General features: G+C 62.0%; 18 protein-coding genes. 14 read left to right on the top strand and 4 right to left on the bottom strand.

Annotated features, from left to right (window positions below; translation table 11 throughout):
- Positions 1 to 121: 121 nt before the first annotated feature.
- From hemC to rsd, 6 genes are all read left to right on the top strand, one after another.
- Positions 122 to 1,063 (top strand): hydroxymethylbilane synthase, encoded by a 942-nt coding sequence (gene hemC, locus CKW25_RS20275; RefSeq protein ID WP_095081907.1) that lies wholly within the window; start codon positions 122 to 124, stop codon positions 1,061 to 1,063.
- Positions 1,060 to 1,824, top strand: coding sequence for a uroporphyrinogen-III synthase (locus tag CKW25_RS20270; RefSeq protein ID WP_095081902.1), 765 nt, complete (start codon positions 1,060 to 1,062; stop codon positions 1,822 to 1,824). The genes hemC and CKW25_RS20270 overlap by 4 nt, the downstream gene beginning before the upstream one ends.
- Positions 1,825 to 1,840: 16 nt before the next feature.
- Positions 1,841 to 2,980: a uroporphyrinogen-III C-methyltransferase gene (locus CKW25_RS20265; RefSeq protein WP_095081900.1), complete on the top strand. Its 1,140-nt coding sequence runs from the start codon at positions 1,841 to 1,843 to the stop codon at positions 2,978 to 2,980.
- Positions 2,977 to 4,215 (top strand): heme biosynthesis protein HemY, encoded by a 1,239-nt coding sequence (locus tag CKW25_RS20260; protein ID WP_095081898.1) that lies wholly within the window; start codon positions 2,977 to 2,979, stop codon positions 4,213 to 4,215. Before CKW25_RS20265 ends, CKW25_RS20260 begins: the two co-directional genes overlap by 4 nt.
- Positions 4,216 to 4,444: 229 nt before the next feature.
- Entirely contained in the window at positions 4,445 to 4,996 is a 552-nt protein-coding gene (locus CKW25_RS20255) for a disulfide bond formation protein B (RefSeq protein WP_095081897.1), read from the top strand.
- Between the two features lie 178 nt (positions 4,997 to 5,174).
- Positions 5,175 to 5,633: a sigma D regulator gene (rsd, locus tag CKW25_RS20250; RefSeq protein ID WP_095081895.1), complete on the top strand. Its 459-nt coding sequence runs from the start codon at positions 5,175 to 5,177 to the stop codon at positions 5,631 to 5,633.
- A gap of 66 nt (positions 5,634 to 5,699) precedes the next feature.
- Here the strand turns inward: rsd and CKW25_RS20245 are convergent, their stop codons facing one another.
- Entirely contained in the window at positions 5,700 to 6,365 is a 666-nt protein-coding gene (locus tag CKW25_RS20245) for an FKBP-type peptidyl-prolyl cis-trans isomerase (protein WP_095081893.1), read from the bottom strand.
- A 192-nt stretch (positions 6,366 to 6,557) separates the two neighbouring features.
- On the opposite strand from CKW25_RS20245, the gene CKW25_RS20240 reads away from it, so the two are divergent.
- Positions 6,558 to 7,445 (top strand): AlgP family protein, encoded by an 888-nt coding sequence (locus CKW25_RS20240; RefSeq protein WP_143497380.1) that lies wholly within the window; start codon positions 6,558 to 6,560, stop codon positions 7,443 to 7,445.
- Here the strand turns inward: CKW25_RS20240 and CKW25_RS20235 are convergent.
- Positions 7,442 to 7,906, bottom strand: coding sequence for a TIGR02444 family protein (locus tag CKW25_RS20235; protein ID WP_095081891.1), 465 nt, complete (start codon positions 7,904 to 7,906; stop codon positions 7,442 to 7,444). The genes CKW25_RS20240 and CKW25_RS20235 overlap by 4 nt on opposite strands.
- A 50-nt stretch (positions 7,907 to 7,956) precedes the next feature.
- Here CKW25_RS20235 and CKW25_RS20230 point away from each other — a divergent pair, with 50 nt between their 5' ends.
- From CKW25_RS20230 to CKW25_RS20210, 5 genes are all read left to right on the top strand, one after another.
- A complete protein-coding gene (locus CKW25_RS20230; RefSeq protein WP_095081889.1) occupies positions 7,957 to 9,867 on the top strand; it encodes an ATP-binding cassette domain-containing protein in 1,911 nt (636 codons plus the stop codon).
- Positions 9,867 to 10,448 (top strand): mechanosensitive ion channel family protein, encoded by a 582-nt coding sequence (locus CKW25_RS20225; protein ID WP_095081887.1) that lies wholly within the window; start codon positions 9,867 to 9,869, stop codon positions 10,446 to 10,448. Before CKW25_RS20230 ends, CKW25_RS20225 begins: the two co-directional genes overlap by 1 nt.
- Positions 10,449 to 10,563: 115 nt before the next feature.
- Positions 10,564 to 11,196 carry a LysE family transporter gene (locus CKW25_RS20220; RefSeq protein WP_095081885.1) on the top strand — a complete coding sequence of 211 codons (633 nt, stop codon included), beginning with the start codon at positions 10,564 to 10,566 and terminating at the stop codon, positions 11,194 to 11,196.
- 148 nt (positions 11,197 to 11,344) lie between these two features.
- Positions 11,345 to 13,243 carry an FTR1 family protein gene (locus CKW25_RS20215; protein WP_095081882.1) on the top strand — a complete coding sequence of 633 codons (1,899 nt, stop codon included), beginning with the start codon at positions 11,345 to 11,347 and terminating at the stop codon, positions 13,241 to 13,243.
- A 132-nt stretch (positions 13,244 to 13,375) separates the two neighbouring features.
- On the top strand, positions 13,376 to 13,831 hold the full coding sequence (locus tag CKW25_RS20210) for a YaiI/YqxD family protein (protein ID WP_095081881.1): 456 nt from the start codon (positions 13,376 to 13,378) through the stop codon (positions 13,829 to 13,831).
- Positions 13,832 to 13,962: 131 nt separating this feature from the next.
- On the opposite strand, the gene elbB is transcribed toward CKW25_RS20210, so the two are convergent.
- Positions 13,963 to 14,631 (bottom strand): isoprenoid biosynthesis glyoxalase ElbB, encoded by a 669-nt coding sequence (gene elbB, locus CKW25_RS20205; RefSeq protein WP_095081879.1) that lies wholly within the window; start codon positions 14,629 to 14,631, stop codon positions 13,963 to 13,965.
- 115 nt (positions 14,632 to 14,746) lie between these two features.
- On the opposite strand from elbB, the gene CKW25_RS20200 reads away from it, so the two are divergent.
- The gene (locus tag CKW25_RS20200; RefSeq protein WP_095081878.1) at positions 14,747 to 15,982 is read left to right on the top strand and encodes a sterol desaturase family protein; all 1,236 of its coding nucleotides are present in this window, start codon (positions 14,747 to 14,749) and stop codon (positions 15,980 to 15,982) included.
- Here the strand turns inward: CKW25_RS20200 and CKW25_RS20195 are convergent.
- Complete coding sequence (locus CKW25_RS20195) at positions 15,963 to 16,595, bottom strand: DedA family protein (RefSeq protein WP_095081876.1); 633 nt, start codon at positions 16,593 to 16,595, stop codon at positions 15,963 to 15,965. The genes CKW25_RS20200 and CKW25_RS20195 overlap by 20 nt on opposite strands.
- Before the next feature lie 207 nt (positions 16,596 to 16,802).
- Between CKW25_RS20195 and hemB the strand changes: the two genes are divergently transcribed.
- Positions 16,803 to 17,816: a porphobilinogen synthase gene (gene hemB, locus CKW25_RS20190; RefSeq protein ID WP_095081875.1), complete on the top strand. Its 1,014-nt coding sequence runs from the start codon at positions 16,803 to 16,805 to the stop codon at positions 17,814 to 17,816.
- Positions 17,817 to 17,824 lie beyond the last annotated feature (8 nt).

The raw sequence follows: 17,824 nt of genomic DNA, 5'->3' as shown, positions 1-17,824 counted from the left end.
AACTCAACGCCCCTTTGCGGGGCAGGTGAGGCCAGGGAGGCCACGCTGTTTCTGATACAAGTCAAAGTGGATTTGGCTGAGCTGTTATTATCCGTCATATCTATTCAGTACGGATTGATCCATGTCCCCTCGCGAAATTCGCATCGCTACCCGCAAAAGTGCCCTGGCCTTGTGGCAGGCCGAATACGTCAAGGCTCGTCTGGAGCAGGCCCATCCGGGGCTGGTCGTGACGCTGGTGCCCATGGTCAGCCGCGGCGACAAGCTGCTTGACTCCCCGCTTTCGAAAATCGGTGGCAAGGGCCTGTTCGTCAAAGAACTGGAAACCGCGTTGCTGGAAAACGAAGCCGACATCGCCGTGCACTCCATGAAGGACGTGCCCATGGACTTCCCGCAAGGCCTGGGCCTGTTCTGTATCTGTGAGCGCGAAGACCCGCGCGATGCCTTTGTGTCCAACACTTACGCCAGCCTGGACGCGCTGCCTCAGGGCAGTGTGGTTGGCACTTCCAGCCTGCGCCGTCAGGCACAACTGCTGAGCCGTCGTCCGGACCTGCAAATCCGCTTTCTGCGTGGCAACGTCAATACCCGCCTGGCCAAGCTGGATGCCGGTGAGTACGACGCGATCATCCTCGCGGCGGCCGGTTTGATTCGCCTGGGTTTCGAGGATCGCATCAGCTCTTCGATCAGCGTCGACGACAGCCTGCCGGCAGGTGGCCAAGGGGCGGTCGGTATCGAATGCCGCAGCGCAGACAGTGAAATTCACGCGTTGCTGGCACCACTGCATCATCAGGACACCGCCACGCGGGTCACGGCCGAGCGCGCACTGAACAAACATCTCAATGGCGGCTGCCAGGTGCCGATCGCCTGCTATGCGGTGCTGGAAGGTGAGCAGCTCTGGTTGCGTGGCCTGGTGGGTGATCCGAGCGGCGGCCTGCTGCTCAGTGCCCAGGCGCGTGCACCACGCAGCGACGCCGAGGCCTTGGGTGTGCAAGTGGCCGAAGACCTTCTGCGCCAGGGCGCCGACACGATCCTGAAGGCAGTCTACGGCGAGGCAGGTCACGAGTGACTGGGTGGCGCTTGCTGCTGACGCGTCCGCTGGACGATTCGGCGGCACTGGCGGTTTTTTTGGCCGAACAGGGGATTTTCAGCAGCTGCTTGCCGCTTTTGGAAATAGAGCCGATCCCTGACTCTGCGACCATGCGCGAGGTGATCCAGGGGCTGGATCGCTACTGCGCGGTGATCGTGGTCAGCAAGCCCGCCGCCCGGATCGGCATGGGCCTGGTCGAGCGGTATGGGCCGCAATCGCCGGGTTTGAAGTGGTTCAGTGTGGGCGCGGCAACGGCGCAGGTCCTCCAGGAGCACGGGCTGGATGTCAGCTTCCCGGAGCGCGGCGATGACAGCGAAGCCTTGCTTGGACTGGCACCGTTGCGCGAGGCTATCGCGCGGCCAGGTGCGCGCGTGTTGATCCTGCGTGGCGAGGGTGGGCGCGAGCTACTGGCTGAGCGCTTGCGCGAGCAAGGTGCTAGTGTCGAGTATCTGGAGGTGTACCGTCGCGGCTTGCCGCAGTATGCCGAGGACGCCTTGCCTGAGCGGATTGAAGCGGAACGCTTGAACGGCCTGGTGGTCAGCAGTGGACAGGGTTTTGAGCACCTGCGTCAGTTGGCCGGCAATGCCTGGCCTGAGTTGGCGCGGTTGCCCTTGTTTGTGCCAAGCCCTCGGGTCGCCGAGATGGCGCTGGCGGCAGGCGCCCAAACAGTTGTGGATTGTCGTGGTGCCAGTGCCACGGCTTTGCTAGCGGCGTTGCGGGAAACCCGCCCCGCTTTCTAATGCAAAGGATGGATACGTGAGCGAAACAGCCTTGCCTAAAGATGACGTCCAGCCTGCGCTCGATGCGCCGGTTGAAACTGTAAGCAACCCAGAACCGCGCCGGGGCAACGGGCTGGCGATTTTTGCACTGCTGGTCGGTGCCGCCGGTGTTGCCGTCGGCGGCTGGGGTATCTGGCAGGTGCGTACCCTGCAGGCCAGCACTCAGCAGCAGTTGGGACAATTGCAGGCGTTGGGCGATCAGGCGCAAAGTCTCAAGCTCAATGAGCAGCGTCTGACGGCGCGGCTTGAGCAAATGCCGGCAGCCGAAGAGCTGGAAGAGCGCCGACGTCTGGTGGCCCAGTTGCAAGGCGATCAGCAACGCTTGAACCAGCGCCTGGAAACCGTCCTGGGTGCTAGCCGCAAGGACTGGCGTCTGGCCGAAGCCGAGCACTTGTTGCGTCTGGCCAGCCTGCGCCTTTCGGCGTTGCAGGACATCAGCAGCGCCCAGGCCCTGGTGCAAGGCGCCGACGAAATTCTGCGCGAGCAGAATGATCCTGGCGCCTTCGCGGCCCGCGAGCAAATTGCCAAGACGCTGGCGGCATTGCGCAGCACCGAACAACCGGACCGCACCGGCTTGTTCCTGCAGCTAGGCGCCTTGCGCGATCAAGTGGCCGAACTCACCGAGCTGGCTCCCGAGTTTCATGAGCGTGGCGACTCCCTGCAACGACTGACCGCCGATGGCGATGGTGCCAGTCGCTGGGCGCAATGGTGGGAGCAGATTTCGCGCTACATCCGCATTGACTTCGATGCCGATAAAAATATCCGCCCACTGCTCGCCGGGCAGAGCCTGACGCAGGTGCGCCTGGCCCTGAGCCTGGCGCTCGAGCAGGCTCAATGGGCCGCGCTCAATGGCCAGGCGCCGGTGTACACCCAGGCGCTGGACGAGGCGCGGGATGTACTCAAGGGCAGCTTCAACCAGGACAACCCGCAAAGCAAAGTCATGCTTGAGCAATTGGCCGGGTTGAGCAAGCAACCGGTCACTGTGGTGACGCCCGACCTGGCGATGACCTTGAGTGTGGTGCAGGGCTATCTGGAGCGACGTAACGTCAATGCCGAGGAGTCGGTCAAGCCTGCCGTCAAGGCGGGCACTGGCACCACGCCGGAGACCAGCCCATGAAGCGACTCTATGTGATTGTGTTCCTGATCATCGCCGTCGCTGGCGCTATGGGGCTGGCGATTGCCCAGCACTCGGGATACGTGTTGATCGCCTACAAGACCTTCCGCTATGAGTCGAGCCTGTGGGCGACGCTGCTGCTGGTGGCCGTGATCTGGTTGGTGTTGTGGGGGATCAAGGCCTTGATCGAGCTGGTCGCGGTCTCCAGCGGGGTGGTCAACCCATGGTCGAACCGCAATCGCAGCCGGCGGGTTCAGGTCGCAATCGAGCACGGCCAGCTGGATCTCGCGGAAGGTCGCTGGGCCAGTGCCCAGCGTCACCTGCAGCGTGCCGCCGAAGCTGAGCGCCAGCCGCTGCTCTACTACCTGGGCGCGGCCCGTGCGGCGAATGAGCAAGGGCGCTACGACGAATGCGACAGCCTGTTGGAGCGTGCGCTGGAGCGCCAGCCGCAGGCCGAGCTGGCGATTGCCTTGAGTCATGCACAATTGCAGACCGACCGCGGTGATACCGACGGTGCGCTGACCACGCTCTCGGCCATGCGCGAACGGCATCCTCACAGTGTCCAGGTACTGCGCCAATTGCAGCGTTTGTATCAGCAGCGTGGTGACTGGTCCTCGGTGATTCGCCTGTTGCCGGAGCTGCGCAAGGACAAAGCGCTGCCAGCCAGCGAACTGGCCGAACTGGAGCGTCGGGCCTGGGGTGAAAACCTGACGTTGGCGGCCCGTCAGGAGGAAGGCGAAGCGGTGGGCCTGCAGTCGCTCAATCGCGCCTGGCAACAACTGACGTCCGCTCAGCGTCAGGAGCCGCAACTGGTATTGGCCTACGCCGAACAGTTGCGCCAGCTCGGCGCGGAGGTCGAGGCCGAGGAGGTCCTGCGTACAGCACTCAAGCGACAATACGACAGCCACCTTGCGCGGTTGTACGGGTTGCTGCGCGGCAGTGATCCGTCGCGTCAACTGCAAACCGCCGAGGGCTGGTTGAAGGCCCATCCCAATGACCCGAGCTTGCTGTTGACCCTGGGGCGCTTGTGCTTGCAAGCCAGTCTGTGGGGCAAGGCGCGGGATTATCTGGAGGGCAGCCTCAGGCTTCAGCGTAACCCTGAAGCCTGTGCCGAGCTTGCCCGCTTGCTCGCTCAACTGGGCGATACCGAGCGTAGCAATCAGTTGTTCCAGGAGGGTTTGGGCCTGCTGGACGAGCGTCTGTTGGCTTCACCGTTACCGGTGCCGACACGCGCTTGAGCGTCGGCTTGCAGGCTCTTCCGTAGGGGGAGGGCCTGCTGTTGGTCGCGCCGGATATTCATCTGAAAGGCTTGGCCTAGGCATCATCCTACAGGTGACTACACTCGGTCCCGTCGCTTCTATCGGGAATTCCTTACCGCTGCGGCGAAGTCTCTCCACTGGCCCGTCTTGTAAGGTCCCAGCGCTTTCCTCTACCGTAAATACCGGTCTCTTTTTTTACGGATAAGCCATGTTCCTGGCCTGCTCTCGCTCCCTGTTTTTCATGGCCTTTGTTGCAGGTGCCGTGGCGTTGGGGGCGTCGTATTACCTGGAGTACGCCATCGGGCTCACGCTCTGCGGCCTGTGCATGTTGCAGCGTTTTTTCCTGATGCTGTTCACCGTCGTATGCATGGTCGCTTCACTGCATGGCCCGCAACGGGCAGGCTGTTTGCTGTACTGGCTGTTGAGCCTGGCCTGGGCCGTTGCCGGCATGGCCCTCGCCTGGCGACAGGTGATGTTGCAAAGCGATCCGGTGCAGCAGTTGGTGGCCTGCTATCCCGGTGCGCTGGAGGACCCCGCAAACCTGCCGTTGCTGTGCCTCCTGAAGCAGGCGTTTGATGGCACGGAAGTTTGTGCGCAAATTTCCTGGTCGCTGCTTGATCTGAGCATCCCCGAGTGGAGCCTGCTGTTCTTTGTGGCGGTCATGATTCTCGCGGGTTACCAGATCCTGCTGCTTGTCTGGCACGCCTTTGGGCGACCGTCCAGCGGCGAGTCGTCGCACCGGGGGCCGGGAGGCGATTAAACACTTGTATGAACTTTGTCTCCTGCGTACCTTGAAGCCATTGGCGTGCGAGCATAATCTGGCCCGCACGTATCATTGGATTTATGTTGCTCGATGGTGCTTTGCCTGGCCGGAGCCTGAGGCTTCAAGTCTTGCGGCGAGTGCGGGCGACATTACCCATAAGGGAAGAGAGATCACCATGCTCGAAAGTTGTCAGAATGCTCAGGAACGCTGGGGTGGAGTGCATCTGCTGATCGATCGCTGGTTGCAGGAGCGTCACGAACTGGTTCGAGCCTATGATGCTCTCGGCGCCAAGCCTGAGGCTCTAGGCGAAGACCGAAAGCCGTTGCAGGAGTTCTGTGGTGTCCTGGTCGACTATGTGTCTGCCGGTCATTTCGAGATCTATGAGCAACTCACCGGTGAGGCCAAGGCGTTTGGTGACAAGCGCGGGCTGGAACTGGCCGATACGATTTACCCGCGCATCGACGTCATCACGGAAAAGCTGCTGGCGTTCAACGACCTGTGCGATGCCGGCAAGTGCGTTGCCGAGAAGTTCAAGGAGCTGGGTGGTTTGCTGCATGAGCGCTTCGAACTTGAAGACTGCCTGATCGAAGTGCTGCACACGGCTCACAAGGAAGAAGTGCCCGCGCAGGCCTGAGCCTCGATCGCGAGCAAACTGCAAAACGGTGCGCCTTGCGCACCGTTTTTCGTTTGGGCAGTTTGTTCAGCCTGTTGCCCCGAGCAGTTCCACTTCAAACACCAGCGGCGTGAACGGTGCGATCAGGTCCCCCGCACCGTCGGCACCATAGGCCTGCGCCGACGGGATCACCAGGCGCCATTTTGCCCCGACCGGCATTTGCTGCAATGCGCTGCGCCAGCCGTTGATCACGCTGTCGAGGCTGAACCATTGGGCCTGATCGTTCTGGTCGAACACCGTGCCGTCGGGCAGCCTGCCGATGTAGCGAACCTGTACCTTGCCATTGGCTCCGGCCTTGGTCCCATTACCTGCAACCAGCTCGGTCAGCAGGATGCCATCGGCCAGTTCCCGGACGCCGGGCCTGGCTTTTTCAGTGGTCAAGAAACGGCGCTCTTTTTCCAGGGCTATCTCGCTTTGTGGCAGCGCGGGCTGCTCGGCAATCTGTGCTTCGTGCTCGGCCAGGATCTGTTCGATTCGCTCATCCTTGAGCGCCAGCGGCTTGCCCTGGTAGGCCTGTTGCAGGCCTTCTACCAGTGCTTGAATCTGCAACTGCGGAACCTCTTGGCGCAAGCGCTCGCCCAGGCTGGCGCCGAGGCTGTAGGCAAGATCGTGGGCATCATTGTTCGGGTTTTTCTCAGTGGCATACACCGTCGAAAATACCACGCACAAGGGCAACAACAGGTAACGCGACATGGGCGTTCTCCAGTCTGGAATGCGGTGGATTATGCCAGCGAGAATGGCATGGCCGGTGAACTGCTTTGAGAGGTGTGCAGAACATTTTCAGTTTGGTGCAACGCACGGCCATCGATACTGTCAACATGCCCTAGCGGCGGTAGCAGCAGAGGTCTAGTATGAGCCGCACCCACGTCAGCCAGGAGGTAAACCATGTCGGCCAATAAGAAGCCTGTAAATACTCCGTTGCACTTACTCCAGAATCTCACGGGCAGCCTGCTCGAGCACTTGGAAAATGCTTGCTCCCAAGCCTTGGCTGATGCTGAAAAACTGCTCGCCAAGCTGGAAAAGCAGCGCGGAAAAGCACAGGAAAAACTGCACAATTCTCGCACCAAATTGCAGGACGCTGCGGCGGCCGGCAAAGCCAAGGCACAGGCCAAGGCCAAAGGTGCGGTACAAGAACTTGAAGAGCTGCTCGACGCACTCAAGGATCGTCAGTCCGAGACGCGCAACTACATTCTGCAACTCAAGCGCGACGCCCAGGAAAGCCTGAAACTGGCCCAGGGTGTTGGTCGTGTGAAGGAAGCTGTCGGCAAGCTACTGACCCAGCGTTCGGCCAAGCCTGCCGCTGCCGCGACGGCCACAAAAAAACCAGCAGCCAAACCGGCTGCTGCCAAGGCGCCCGTGAAAGCCGCCGCCAAACCTGCTGCCAAGGCACCTGCCAAGCCAGCAGCGAAAAAACCGGTTGCCGCCAGCGCCGCGAAACCGGCTGCGGCCAGACCCGCTGCCAAGCCTGTTGCTAAAACAGCCGCCGCCAAGCCGGCTGCCAAACCTGTAGCCGCGAAACCGGCCGCCAGACCTGCTGCCGCTAAAGTCGCCGCCAAGCCAGTCGCCAAAGCGCCCGTCAGGCCTGCCGCCGCCAAACCGGTTGCGAAACCTGTTGCTGCGAAACCGGCTGCGAAGCCTGCGGTGAAAAAACCTGCCGCCGCACCAGTAGCAGCGAAACCTGCGGCACCGGCTACACCTGCCCCAGCGGCAAGCACCCCGGCGGCTTCGTCTGCACCGGCAGCTGCAACCAGCACCTCGACCAGCGCTTCCTAAGCATCGGTCATCGCGACGCGCAGCTGATGCAGCGCGTCGCGACTCAGGTTGGCGGCGCTTGCCGCCAATCCTTCCTGCCACGCGGCCAAGTCGTTCGCTTGACCCGTCGGCCACTCCCGCGCCGACTGTTCCAGTCGCAACAACAATTGCCGCTCGGCCTCCAACTCCAATGCCTTGACTTGCGCTCGCAGGATGCCGAGTGGTGCGTCCGCAGCCGCAGCGGCTTTCCATTGCAGGCGTAACTGTCGTAGCGGCTGCACCACCTGTGAGTCCCAGGGCTCCGCCAGTAGCAGGAGCTGTTGCAGGCGTTGCGGGTTGCACGCCACGCCGCGTTCGCCGAGCCAGCAGGCGCAGAGCAGCAAGCAGACGTTGGCACCCGCCGCTTGCAGTGCCAGGCAGGCGTCCTCTACACCCGGGCGGGCGTAAGTGCTGAGGGAAAAGCTCCACAGGTCAGAGGACATAGTGCTACTCGCGCCAGTTGCGAGCGAAGCTGGTAGACTCCGCCGCCATTATGATTCGACTTCAGAACCTGACTTTACAGCGTGGCCCGCAACGTCTGCTAGAAGACGCCGAGCTGATCCTGCACGCCGGCCATAAAGCCGGCCTCATCGGTGCCAACGGCGCCGGCAAATCGAGCCTGTTCGCCTTGCTCCTGGGTGACCTGCACCCGGACTCGGGTGATTGCTTCCTGCCGGCCGACTGGCGCATCGCCCACATGCGCCAGGAGATCGACACGCTCGAACGCCTGGCGGTCGACTACGTGCTCGATGGTGACCTGCGCCTGCGTGAGGTGCAACGCGACCTCGCCGCGGCCGAAGCGGCCCATGACGGTGCCGCCCAGGCGCGCCTGCATTCGGAGCTCGACAGCGCCGATGGCTATACGGCCGACGCTCGCGCCCGCAAGCTGCTCGCGGGGTTGGGGTTCACGAATGAACAGATGGATCGTCAGGTCGGAGATTTCTCCGGTGGCTGGCGGATGCGTCTGAACCTGGCGCAGGCATTGATGTGTCCGTCGGACCTGTTGCTGCTCGACGAACCTACCAACCACTTGGACCTCGATGCCATTATCTGGCTGGAAGAGTGGCTCAAGGGCTACCCGGGGACCTTGCTGCTGATTTCCCACGACCGGGATTTCCTCGATGCCGTGGTCGATCACGTGGCTCACGTCGATCAACGCAAGATTACGCTGTACCGCGGTGGCTACTCGGCGTTCGAACGGGCCCGTGCCGAGCGTCTGGCCCAGCAGCAACAAGCCTACGAGAAGCAGCAGGCGCAACGCGCGCACATGGAAAGCTACATTGCCCGCTTCAAGGCCCAGGCCACCAAGGCCCGCCAGGCCCAGAGCCGGATCAAGGCGCTGGAGCGGATGGAAGAGCTGTCTGCCGCCCACGTCGATTCGCCGTTCGATTTCGTCTTCCGTGAGTCGACGAAGATTTCCAGCCCGCTGATCGACCTGTCCGACGCCCGTCTGGGCTATGGCGAGAAAACCGTGCTGGAGAAGGTCAAGCTGCAACTGACCCCGGGTGCGCGGATCGGCCTGCTTGGTCCTAACGGTGCGGGCAAATCGACCCTGATCAAAAACCTCTCCGGTGAGCTGGAGCCTTTGGCCGGCCGCTTGACCCGTGGCGAGAACACGGTGGTGGGCTACTTTGCCCAGCATCAGTTGGACTCGCTGGATTCGAAAGCCAGCCCGTTGCTGCATTTGCAGCGCCTGGCACCGACCGAGCGTGAACAGGCGTTGCGCGACTTCCTTGGTGGATTCGACTTCCGCGGTGCGCGGATCGATGAGCCGGTGCTGAATTTCTCGGGGGGCGAAAAGGCTCGCCTGGCGCTGGCGTTGATCGCCTGGGATCGCCCGAACCTGCTGTTGCTCGACGAACCGACCAACCACCTGGACCTGGAAATGCGCCTGGCGCTGACCATGGCCCTGCAGGAGTTCAGTGGCGCGGTGCTGGTGGTTTCTCACGACCGTCATCTGCTCAAGAGCACCACCGATAACTTCTTCCTGGTGGCCGATGGCAAGGTCGAAGAGTTCGACGGCGATCTGGAAGACTATGCCCGTTGGCTGGTCGAGTACCGTCAGCGCAACGCGCCGGTGAACACCACGCCGGTCAATCCGGACAAGACCGACAAGAAAGCCCAGCGCCAGGCCGCTGCCGCGTTGCGCCAGCAACTGGCACCGCACAAGCGCGAGGCCGACAAGCTGGAAGCCGAGTTGGGCAAGCTGCACGAGAAGCTGGCGAAGGTCGATGCCAGCCTCGGCGACAGCGATATTTACGAACCGGCGCGCAAGAACGAACTGCGTGATCTGCTGGCCGAGCAAGCGAAGCTGAAGGTCCGGGAAGCCGAGCTGGAAGAGGCCTGGATGGAATCTCTGGAACTTCTTGAGAACATGCAGGCGGAGCTGGAGGCGCTGTCCTGATGGAGGCCTTCAAGCTGCCGCTGCCGGCGGTGTGGGTCGAGCCGATCTGGCTCGGCGTGCAGATTCTGCTGATCCTGTTGGCGGGTTACCTGACCCAGCGCTTCGTAGCCAAGGGCCTGACCCGCCTGGGCGAGCGCTATCCGTTCCCGCCGCAGTTGCTGATGCCGCTACGGGGTGGTTTGCGCTGGCTGATCATGGGCAGTGCGCTGATCTTTGTGCTGGAGCGCCTGGGTGTTTCCGCCACGGTACTGTGGACAGCCCTGTCCGGCTTTGTGGCGGTGGCCGCCGTGGCGTTCTTCGCCATGTGGAGCGTGCTGTCCAACCTGTTGTGCGCGATCCTGATCTTCACGGTCGGCCCGTTCCGGCTTGGCGACGTGGTCGAGTTGGTGGACACCACCGACAAGCCCGGCGTCAAAGGTCGGGTCGTGGCGATCAACCTGCTGTACACCACGCTGATCGAGGCCGAAGAACTGGGTACCGGCAGCGCCATGGTGCAAGTGCCTAACAGTCTGTTCTTCCAGCGCTCGGTTCGACGCTGGCGCGGCAGCGACGTCTTGCCTTCCAGCGGCTTTGAAAAATAACCGGGTGAGCGACAACGCTGGTCGGCAGCGGCCGTTTCCTGCAAAAAATCGATAGTCATTCGCTGGCCGGCGCATTAGCTTAGACGCCTAACACGAGTCTGAGTCGAGGTGTGCAATGGTGCTTGAGACATGGCTGGCGTTTTTTGCCGCCTGCTGGGTGATCAGTCTTTCCCCGGGCGCCGGCGCCATTGCGTCGATGTCCTGCGGCCTGCAGTACGGTTTTTGGCGCGGCTACTGGAACGCCCTTGGCCTGCAATTGGGGCTGGCGATGCAGATTGCGATTGTCGCCGCTGGTGTTGGTGCGATCCTCGCCGCTTCGTCCACGGCGTTCTACGCGATCAAATGGTTCGGCGTGGCCTACCTGGTCTACCTGGCGGTCAAGCAATGGCGTGCGCTGCCCAGCGACCTGAGCGATGACGCCGCCATCCGCCCGATCGGCAAGCCACTGGCATTGGTGTTCCGCGGCTTCCTGGTCAACATCAGCAACCCCAAGGCACTGGTGTTCATGCTGGCCGTGCTGCCGCAGTTCATTGACCCCCATGCACCGCTGGTGGCGCAGTACCTGATCCTGGGCGTGACCATGATCTGCGTCGACCTGATCGTCATGGCCGGCTACACGGGCTTGGCCTCCAAGGTCCTGCGTCTGCTGCGCACGCCCAAGCAACAGCGCCGGATGAACCGCGCGTTCGCCGGTTTGTTTGTCGGTGCAGCCGGTTTGCTGGCAACCATTCGCAAGGCCGCGGTGTAAGCCGTCAGCGGTTAATCAAGGCGACCTGATCAGGTCGCCTTTTTTGTTTGTGCGCACTGAAATCCTGAACGTAAAGACGACAAAGCTTGAGCGAAGGGCATTGAGAGTGAACAATGTGTAACTTCGTATTTCCATTTGAGACTCATTCATGACTGCGCCGTCCCGTTTTCTGGCCTGGTTGGTCTTTCCGTTGTTTGCACTGTGCAGTTTCAACCTGCTGGCCGACACCGTGGAAGGCGCCCCTCAAGCCCTGCATGTACTCGACTACGTGGGTGCGGATTACCCGGCTACGGTAGCGGCGGGCAAGGTGATCGATGCGGCCGAGTACCAGGAGCAGGTTGAGTTTTTAAAGGCGCTGCAAGGCTTTGTCGCGTCGCTGCCGGCCAAGCCGCAGAAGGCTGAGCTGGAGCAGGGCGTATCGGCCCTGCGCAAGGCTGTCGACGAACGCCAGGACGGTGCGAGCGTCGCCCGTCAGGCACGACAGCTGGGGGCGAAACTGGCAGTGGCCTACGAGGTCAGCCAGGCCCCGATCATTACCCCGGACCCCACGCGGGGCGCACCGCTGTATGCACAGCACTGCTCGGTGTGCCACGGCGACAGTGGCGCTGGCGATGGCCCCGCAGGCGTTGGCCTGGAGCCTGCGCCCGCGAACCTGCGTGATAGCGCACGCCAGGACCGCCTGAGCCTCTACGCGATCTACAGCACCCTTGGGCAGGGCATTGAGGGCACGGACATGCCGTCGTTCGCTGATCAGCTCGACGAGCGGCAGCGTTGGGACCTGGCCACCTACATCGCCAGTTTCAGTGCCGACCCGGCAGCGGCAAAAAGCGAGAAGACCTACAACCTTGCCGACCTGGCGCGCCAGACGCCGGCCGAGGTGCTGGCGGCCGAAGGTCCCGAGGCGGCGGCAACCTTCCGTGCGCAGCGTGCCCAGCCACCGCAGGTCAAGCGCGGGCCGGCGCAACTGCTCGATTACACCGCCGCGACACTGGACAAGAGTATCGCCGCGTATCGAGCCGGTGAGCACGATCAGGCATACGACCTGTCGGTGGCCGCGTATCTGGAAGGCTTCGAGCTGGTTGAAAGCTCCCTCGATAACGTTGACGCGGTCGTGCGCAAAGACACTGAAAAATCCCTGATGGCCTACCGTCAGGCGTTGCAGGACGGCTTACCGGTCGAGCAGGCTGAACAGCGACTGGACGTGGCCAAGGCGAAACTGAAGGAGTCCGCCGGCCTGCTGGGCAGCGATGGCCTCAGCTGGTCCCTGAGTTACATCTCGGGTCTGTTGATTCTGCTGCGCGAAGGCCTGGAAGCGATCCTGGTGCTGGCGGCAATCCTCGCCTTCCTGCGCAACACCGGTCAGCAATCGGCGGTGCGCAGTGTCAACGTCGGATGGGGGTTGGCGCTGCTGGCCGGCCTGGGCACCTGGGCGCTCGCGGCGTATGTGATCGACGTCAGCGGTTCCCAGCGAGAGCTGTTGGAAGGTGCGACGGCGCTGTTTGCCAGCGTCATGGTGTTGTGGCTTGGGGTCTGGATGCACGACCGTCGCCATGCGGCGGCCTGGCAGGATTACATCAAGAGCAGCCTGGTGGGCGGCGGTGGGCGCTTCGGGTTTGCGATCCTGGCGTTCTTCTCGGTGTACCGTGAGCTGTTCGAAGTGATCCTGTTCTACGAAACCCTGTGGCTACAAGCCGGCCCGGCGGGTCATGAGGCGGTACTGGCGGGTGGCGTGACAGCACTGGTGCTGTTGGTGGGCTTGGCCTGGGTGATTTTGCGCGGCTCGGCGAAACTGCCGCTGGCCCTGTTCTTCAGCATCAACGCCGGCTTGCTGTGTGCATTGTCGGTGGTGTTCGCCGGGCATGGGGTGAAAGCCTTGCAGGAAGCCGGGATCTTTGGCACACGGCCGGTGCCGTTCTTTGATTTCGACTGGCTGGGGATTCATGCCGACGCTTACTCGTTGAGTGCGCAGGTGCTGGCGATCCTGGCGATCATCGTGCTGTACAGTCGCAGTCGCATGGCCGAGAAGCGCCGGGTGCCAGCCGCTTGACCCTGTTCGCTGCGCTTATTTACGGACGCGCGGCGCCACCCGACCCACTCCCATAAGGTTGACGCCAAACCTGTGGGGGCGGGTTCGCTCCGGGCGGCGATCCGACGAGGCTTCTAAAAGAGGAAAAACGTAATGCGCGTATGGATCGATGCCGACGCCTGTCCGAGGGCCGCGAAGGACCTGGTGGTGAAGTTCGCCCTCAAGCGTCAGTTCGAGGTGGTGCTGGTGGCCGGTCAACCACAGATCAAGCCGGGCCTGGCCCTGGTGAAGCTGATCGTGGTGCCCAGCGGTCCGGATGCGGCCGACGATTACCTGGTGGAGCATGCGGTACCGGGTGAACTGGTGATCTGCAGCGATGTGCCGCTGGCCGACCGTCTGGTGAAGAAGGGGGTCGCGGCGCTGGACCCTCGGGGCAAGGAGTTCGACACACAGAACATGGGCGATCGCCTGGCGGTGCGTAACCTGTTCACCGATTTGCGTGAGCAGGGCCAGGCGGGCGGCGGCCCTGCGCCGTTTGGCGAACGTGACAAGCAGGCGTTCGCCAATGCGCTGGACCGGATATTGACGCGGTTGTCCCGCAAGCCCTGAGATACACACCTTCCTGTGGCGAGGGTGCTTGCTCGCGCTGGGTTGCGGAGCGACCCCAAGGCCCCCGGTCCTGTGCTACTTGATCACTCCCGCACCGAGTGTGGGGAACGATCAAGACATGTCAGCCAAGGTCACGCATCGTTTTCGTGGGTCAGCTCCAGCACCCGGTCAACCAGCTTGTTGATTCCCGAAGCCGCTTCACTGATCGACTGCGCCAGCATGTAGGCGGGGGTGCTGACCAGTTTGCGCGCCTTGTCCTCAACAATCTCGGTCACGGCACAGTCCGCGTGGATGGCGCCCATCTTGTCCAAGGCAGCGGCAGTGTCGGCGTCGTTGCCGATGGTGCAGATCACGCCCGGGCCATAGATCTTCGCGGCCAGGGCTGGCGAGATGCAGATCAGGCCGACTGGCTTGCCTGCTTCGGCAAAAGCTTCCGTCAGGGCCAGAACGTCCGGTTGCATGGTGCAGGCGGCGCCTTCGACGGCAAAGTTGGACAGGTTCTTGGCGGCGCCAAAACCACCAGGCACGATCAGGGCGTCGAAGTCTTCGACGTTCGCTTCGCGGATGTCCTTGATGTTCCCCCGGGCAATGCGCGCCGACTCCACCAGCACGTTGCGCGACTCGGGCATTTCTTCGCCCGTCAGGTGGTTGACCACATGCATTTGCGCGATGTCAGGGGCAAAGCACTGGACCTGAGCGCCACGCTGGCCGAGGCGCAGCAGGGTAATCACGCTTTCATGGATCTCGGCGCCGTCATAGACGCCACAGCCGGAAAGTATCACTGCAACTTTTTTGCTCATGGGTTCTTCTCCAGATACATGGCGTTAAATGTCCACTAATTTGTCACGCGTTGCCATAGGGGAGTCTGGCGGTTGCGCCTAATCTTTTGACAATCCATTGCACGTGGGCCGGGTCATGAATTTCGTTTTGTATGCCGTGCCGTTTTTCTTTCTGCTGATCGCCATCGAGTTGTTGGCGGACCGCTGGCGCGGGGTGAGCAATTACCGGGTGGCAGACGCTATCAACAGCCTCAGTACGGGTGTGTTGTCGACCACCACGGGGCTGCTGACCAAGGGCGTCGGGCTGGTGACGTACGCATTTGCCCTCAAGCACCTGGCGCTGTTCGAGCTGCCGGCCGAGCGCCTGTGGGTGTGGGTGCTTGCCTTTGTGCTCTATGATTTTTGCTATTACTGGCTGCACCGCATGGGACATGAACGCAACATCCTGTGGGCGGCGCACTCGGTGCACCATCAAAGCGAGGACTACAACCTCTCCACCGCGCTGCGCCAGACCAGTACCGGCTTCCTGCTGGGCTGGATTTTCTACCTGCCGATGGCCGTGCTCGGCGTGCCGCTGCTGGTGTTCGTCAGCGTCGCGGCGCTGAACCTGCTCTATCAGTTCTGGGTTCACACCAAGCATATTCCCAAGCTGGGCTGGCTCGAATGGTGCTTCGTGACGCCGTCCAATCATCGCGCCCACCATGCGCAGAATGCTCTCTATATGGATCGCAACTACGGTGGGGTGTTCATTATCTGGGACCGGTTGTTCGGTACGTTTCAGGAAGAGGACGACAACGAACCGGTGATTTTCGGCGTGACCACGCCGCTGGCGAGCTGGAACCCGTTATGGGCGAATGTGCAGTTCTATGTGCAACTGTGGACGGATGCATGCCGCGCACAGAGCGGCTGGGACAAGCTGCGGATCTGGTTCATGCGCACCGGTTGGCGCCCGGCGGACGTGGCGGCGAAGTACCCGATGAACAAGCCGGACCTGAGCCGGTTCCGCAAATTCGAAGTGCTGCTGGACGGCCGTCTGCAAGGGTATGTCGCGGTGCAGTTTTGCCTGTACATCGCGCTGGGCAGTTACCTGATGGGCCTGGAGCACGAGCTGCCAACGGCCGCCCTGGCAGTGGGCTGGGGAGCGGTGGCATGGGGTCTGTTTGTGCTGGGGGCGATGCTGGAGAATCGCCCGCAAGCGTTCAGGCTGGAGGTGTTGCGGCTGGCGTCGAACCTGCCGCTGGCGGGGCTGGCATCGCTGGTCGGGCTATGGCCGGCCAGCACGGCAGGCTGGGTTGGCCTGCTCGGTTACAGCGTGCTCAGCGGGATCGGCCTCTACTGCTGCGCAAGCCGCATCACTCGGCTGGCGTCGTAGGTTCGCCAGCCTTGGCCTTTTCGGCCTTCAAGGCTTGTTCGTCGGCATAAATCTTCTTGGCCAGGCGAGCATTCTTGAAGCGCCGGCGCAGCCACAGGATGAGGCCCAGCACCAGCAACGCGCCCAGTACCCACAGCTCGTACTTCTTGACGCTGCCCAGCATGCCCTCGAGCACTGCACCGAAGTGATAGGCGGCCGCCGCCAGCGCGGTGGCCCAGATGGCGGCACCGATACCGTTGAGCAGCAGGTAGCGGCCTGGCGGATAACCCGAAAGGCCAATGGCCACGGGCATGACCGTGCGCAAACCGTAGACGAAGCGAAAACTCAGTACCCAGATGTCCGGATGCTTGCGAATGTGCTCCAGCGCCCGGTCGCCCATCAATTGCCAGCGCGGTTTGCGTGCCAGCAGTTTGCGGCCGTGCTTGCGCCCCAGGAAGTACCACAGTTGATCGCCGGCATAGCTGCCGAGGAAGGCCACGACCACCACGATGTTGATGTCCATGTATCCACGGAACGCAAGGAAGCCGGCGAGCACCAGAATGGTTTCGCCTTCGAAGAACGTGCCGAGAAAGAGGGCAAAGTAGCCAAAATCATTCAGGAATTGTTGGAGCATTGTCTGGGTGCTGGCGAAATGAACGCGCAGCCTAACCCTTCAGGCCCATGGAGGAAAGTATCCAAATGTGTCTCGACGTGAACATTTCCTACAAGGACAATGGATGCGACTACCGGTCACGGGGGTGCACATAACTGTAATCTGTTGGTCATAATGGATGCTTATAACTGTCACGCTCGCCTGCCAATGCGGGCTCAGGAGTCTGTCGTGAGCTTTACCCCCGCCAACCGTTTGTTTCCTGCAACCCGCCTGCGTCGCAATCGTCGTGACGAGTTTTCGCGTCGTCTGGTACGTGAAAACGTGCTGAGCACCAATGACCTGATTCTGCCGGTATTTGTGCTGGACGGTGAGAACCGTCGCGAAGCGGTGGCCTCGATGCCTGGCGTCGAGCGCCTGACCATCGACCTGTTGCTGGAAGAGGCGGCCGGTTGGGTCGAGCTGGGTATTCCGGCCGTCGCCCTGTTTCCGGTGACGCCGACCGAACTCAAGTCCCTCGACGCGGCGCAAGCCTGGAACCCGGACGGCATCGCCCAGCGCGCCACGCGTGCCCTGCGTGCACGTTTCCCGGAGCTGGGGGTGATCACCGACGTTGCGCTGGATCCGTTCACCACTCACGGCCAGGACGGTATTCTGGATGAAGAAGGCTACGTGCAGAACGACATCACCGTCGATGCACTGGTCAAGCAAGCCCTGTCCCATGCCGCTGCCGGTGCCCAGGTGGTCGCCCCGTCGGACATGATGGACGGCCGCATCCAGGCCATCCGTGAAGCGCTGGAGCTGGCAGGTCATGTCAACGTGCGAATCATGGCCTACTCGGCCAAGTACGCCAGTGCCTACTACGGCCCGTTCCGCGATGCCGTCGGTTCGGCGCTGAACCTGGGCAAGGCGAACAAGGCGTCCTATCAAATGGACCCGGCCAACGGCAACGAAGCGTTGCACGAAGTGGCTAGCGACTTGTCAGAAGGTGCGGATATGGTCATGGTCAAGCCTGGCATGCCATACCTGGACATTCTTTACCGGGTCAAAGAAGAATTCAAAGTGCCGACCTTTGTCTATCAGGTCAGCGGTGAATACGCCATGCACATGGCGGCAATCCAGAATGGCTGGTTGAGCGAAGGGGTTATTCTTGAGTCCCTGACCGCTTTTAAACGTGCCGGTGCTGATGGCATCCTCACTTACTTTGCCGTACGTGCCGCCCAATTGTTACGAGAGCAAAAATAGCCCTCCCA

The sequence above is a fragment of the Pseudomonas sp. Irchel s3h17 genome (genome assembly GCF_900187505.1).
Lineage (GTDB): Bacteria > Pseudomonadota > Gammaproteobacteria > Pseudomonadales > Pseudomonadaceae > Aquipseudomonas.
This window is presented reverse-complemented; position numbering and strand designations above follow the sequence as displayed.

Excerpts from the sequence above, each read along its gene's own strand:
- hemC (WP_095081907.1), top strand. The coding sequence starts at position 122 with ATGTCCCCTCGCGAAATTCGCATCGCTACCCGCAAAAGTGCCCTGGCC.
- CKW25_RS20260 (WP_095081898.1), top strand. The coding sequence starts at position 2,977 with ATGAAGCGACTCTATGTGATTGTGTTCCTGATCATCGCCGTCGCTGGC.
- CKW25_RS20255 (WP_095081897.1), top strand. The coding sequence starts at position 4,445 with ATGTTCCTGGCCTGCTCTCGCTCCCTGTTTTTCATGGCCTTTGTTGCA.
- rsd (WP_095081895.1), top strand. The coding sequence starts at position 5,175 with ATGCTCGAAAGTTGTCAGAATGCTCAGGAACGCTGGGGTGGAGTGCAT.
- CKW25_RS20245 (WP_095081893.1), bottom strand. The coding sequence starts at position 6,365 with ATGTCGCGTTACCTGTTGTTGCCCTTGTGCGTGGTATTTTCGACGGTG.
- CKW25_RS20240 (WP_143497380.1), top strand. The coding sequence starts at position 6,558 with ATGTCGGCCAATAAGAAGCCTGTAAATACTCCGTTGCACTTACTCCAG.
- CKW25_RS20235 (WP_095081891.1), bottom strand. The coding sequence starts at position 7,906 with ATGTCCTCTGACCTGTGGAGCTTTTCCCTCAGCACTTACGCCCGCCCG.
- CKW25_RS20230 (WP_095081889.1), top strand. The coding sequence starts at position 7,957 with ATGATTCGACTTCAGAACCTGACTTTACAGCGTGGCCCGCAACGTCTG.
- CKW25_RS20225 (WP_095081887.1), top strand. The coding sequence starts at position 9,867 with ATGGAGGCCTTCAAGCTGCCGCTGCCGGCGGTGTGGGTCGAGCCGATC.
- CKW25_RS20220 (WP_095081885.1), top strand. The coding sequence starts at position 10,564 with ATGGTGCTTGAGACATGGCTGGCGTTTTTTGCCGCCTGCTGGGTGATC.
- CKW25_RS20215 (WP_095081882.1), top strand. The coding sequence starts at position 11,345 with ATGACTGCGCCGTCCCGTTTTCTGGCCTGGTTGGTCTTTCCGTTGTTT.
- CKW25_RS20210 (WP_095081881.1), top strand. The coding sequence starts at position 13,376 with ATGCGCGTATGGATCGATGCCGACGCCTGTCCGAGGGCCGCGAAGGAC.
- elbB (WP_095081879.1), bottom strand. The coding sequence starts at position 14,631 with ATGAGCAAAAAAGTTGCAGTGATACTTTCCGGCTGTGGCGTCTATGAC.
- CKW25_RS20200 (WP_095081878.1), top strand. The coding sequence starts at position 14,747 with ATGAATTTCGTTTTGTATGCCGTGCCGTTTTTCTTTCTGCTGATCGCC.
- CKW25_RS20195 (WP_095081876.1), bottom strand. The coding sequence starts at position 16,595 with ATGCTCCAACAATTCCTGAATGATTTTGGCTACTTTGCCCTCTTTCTC.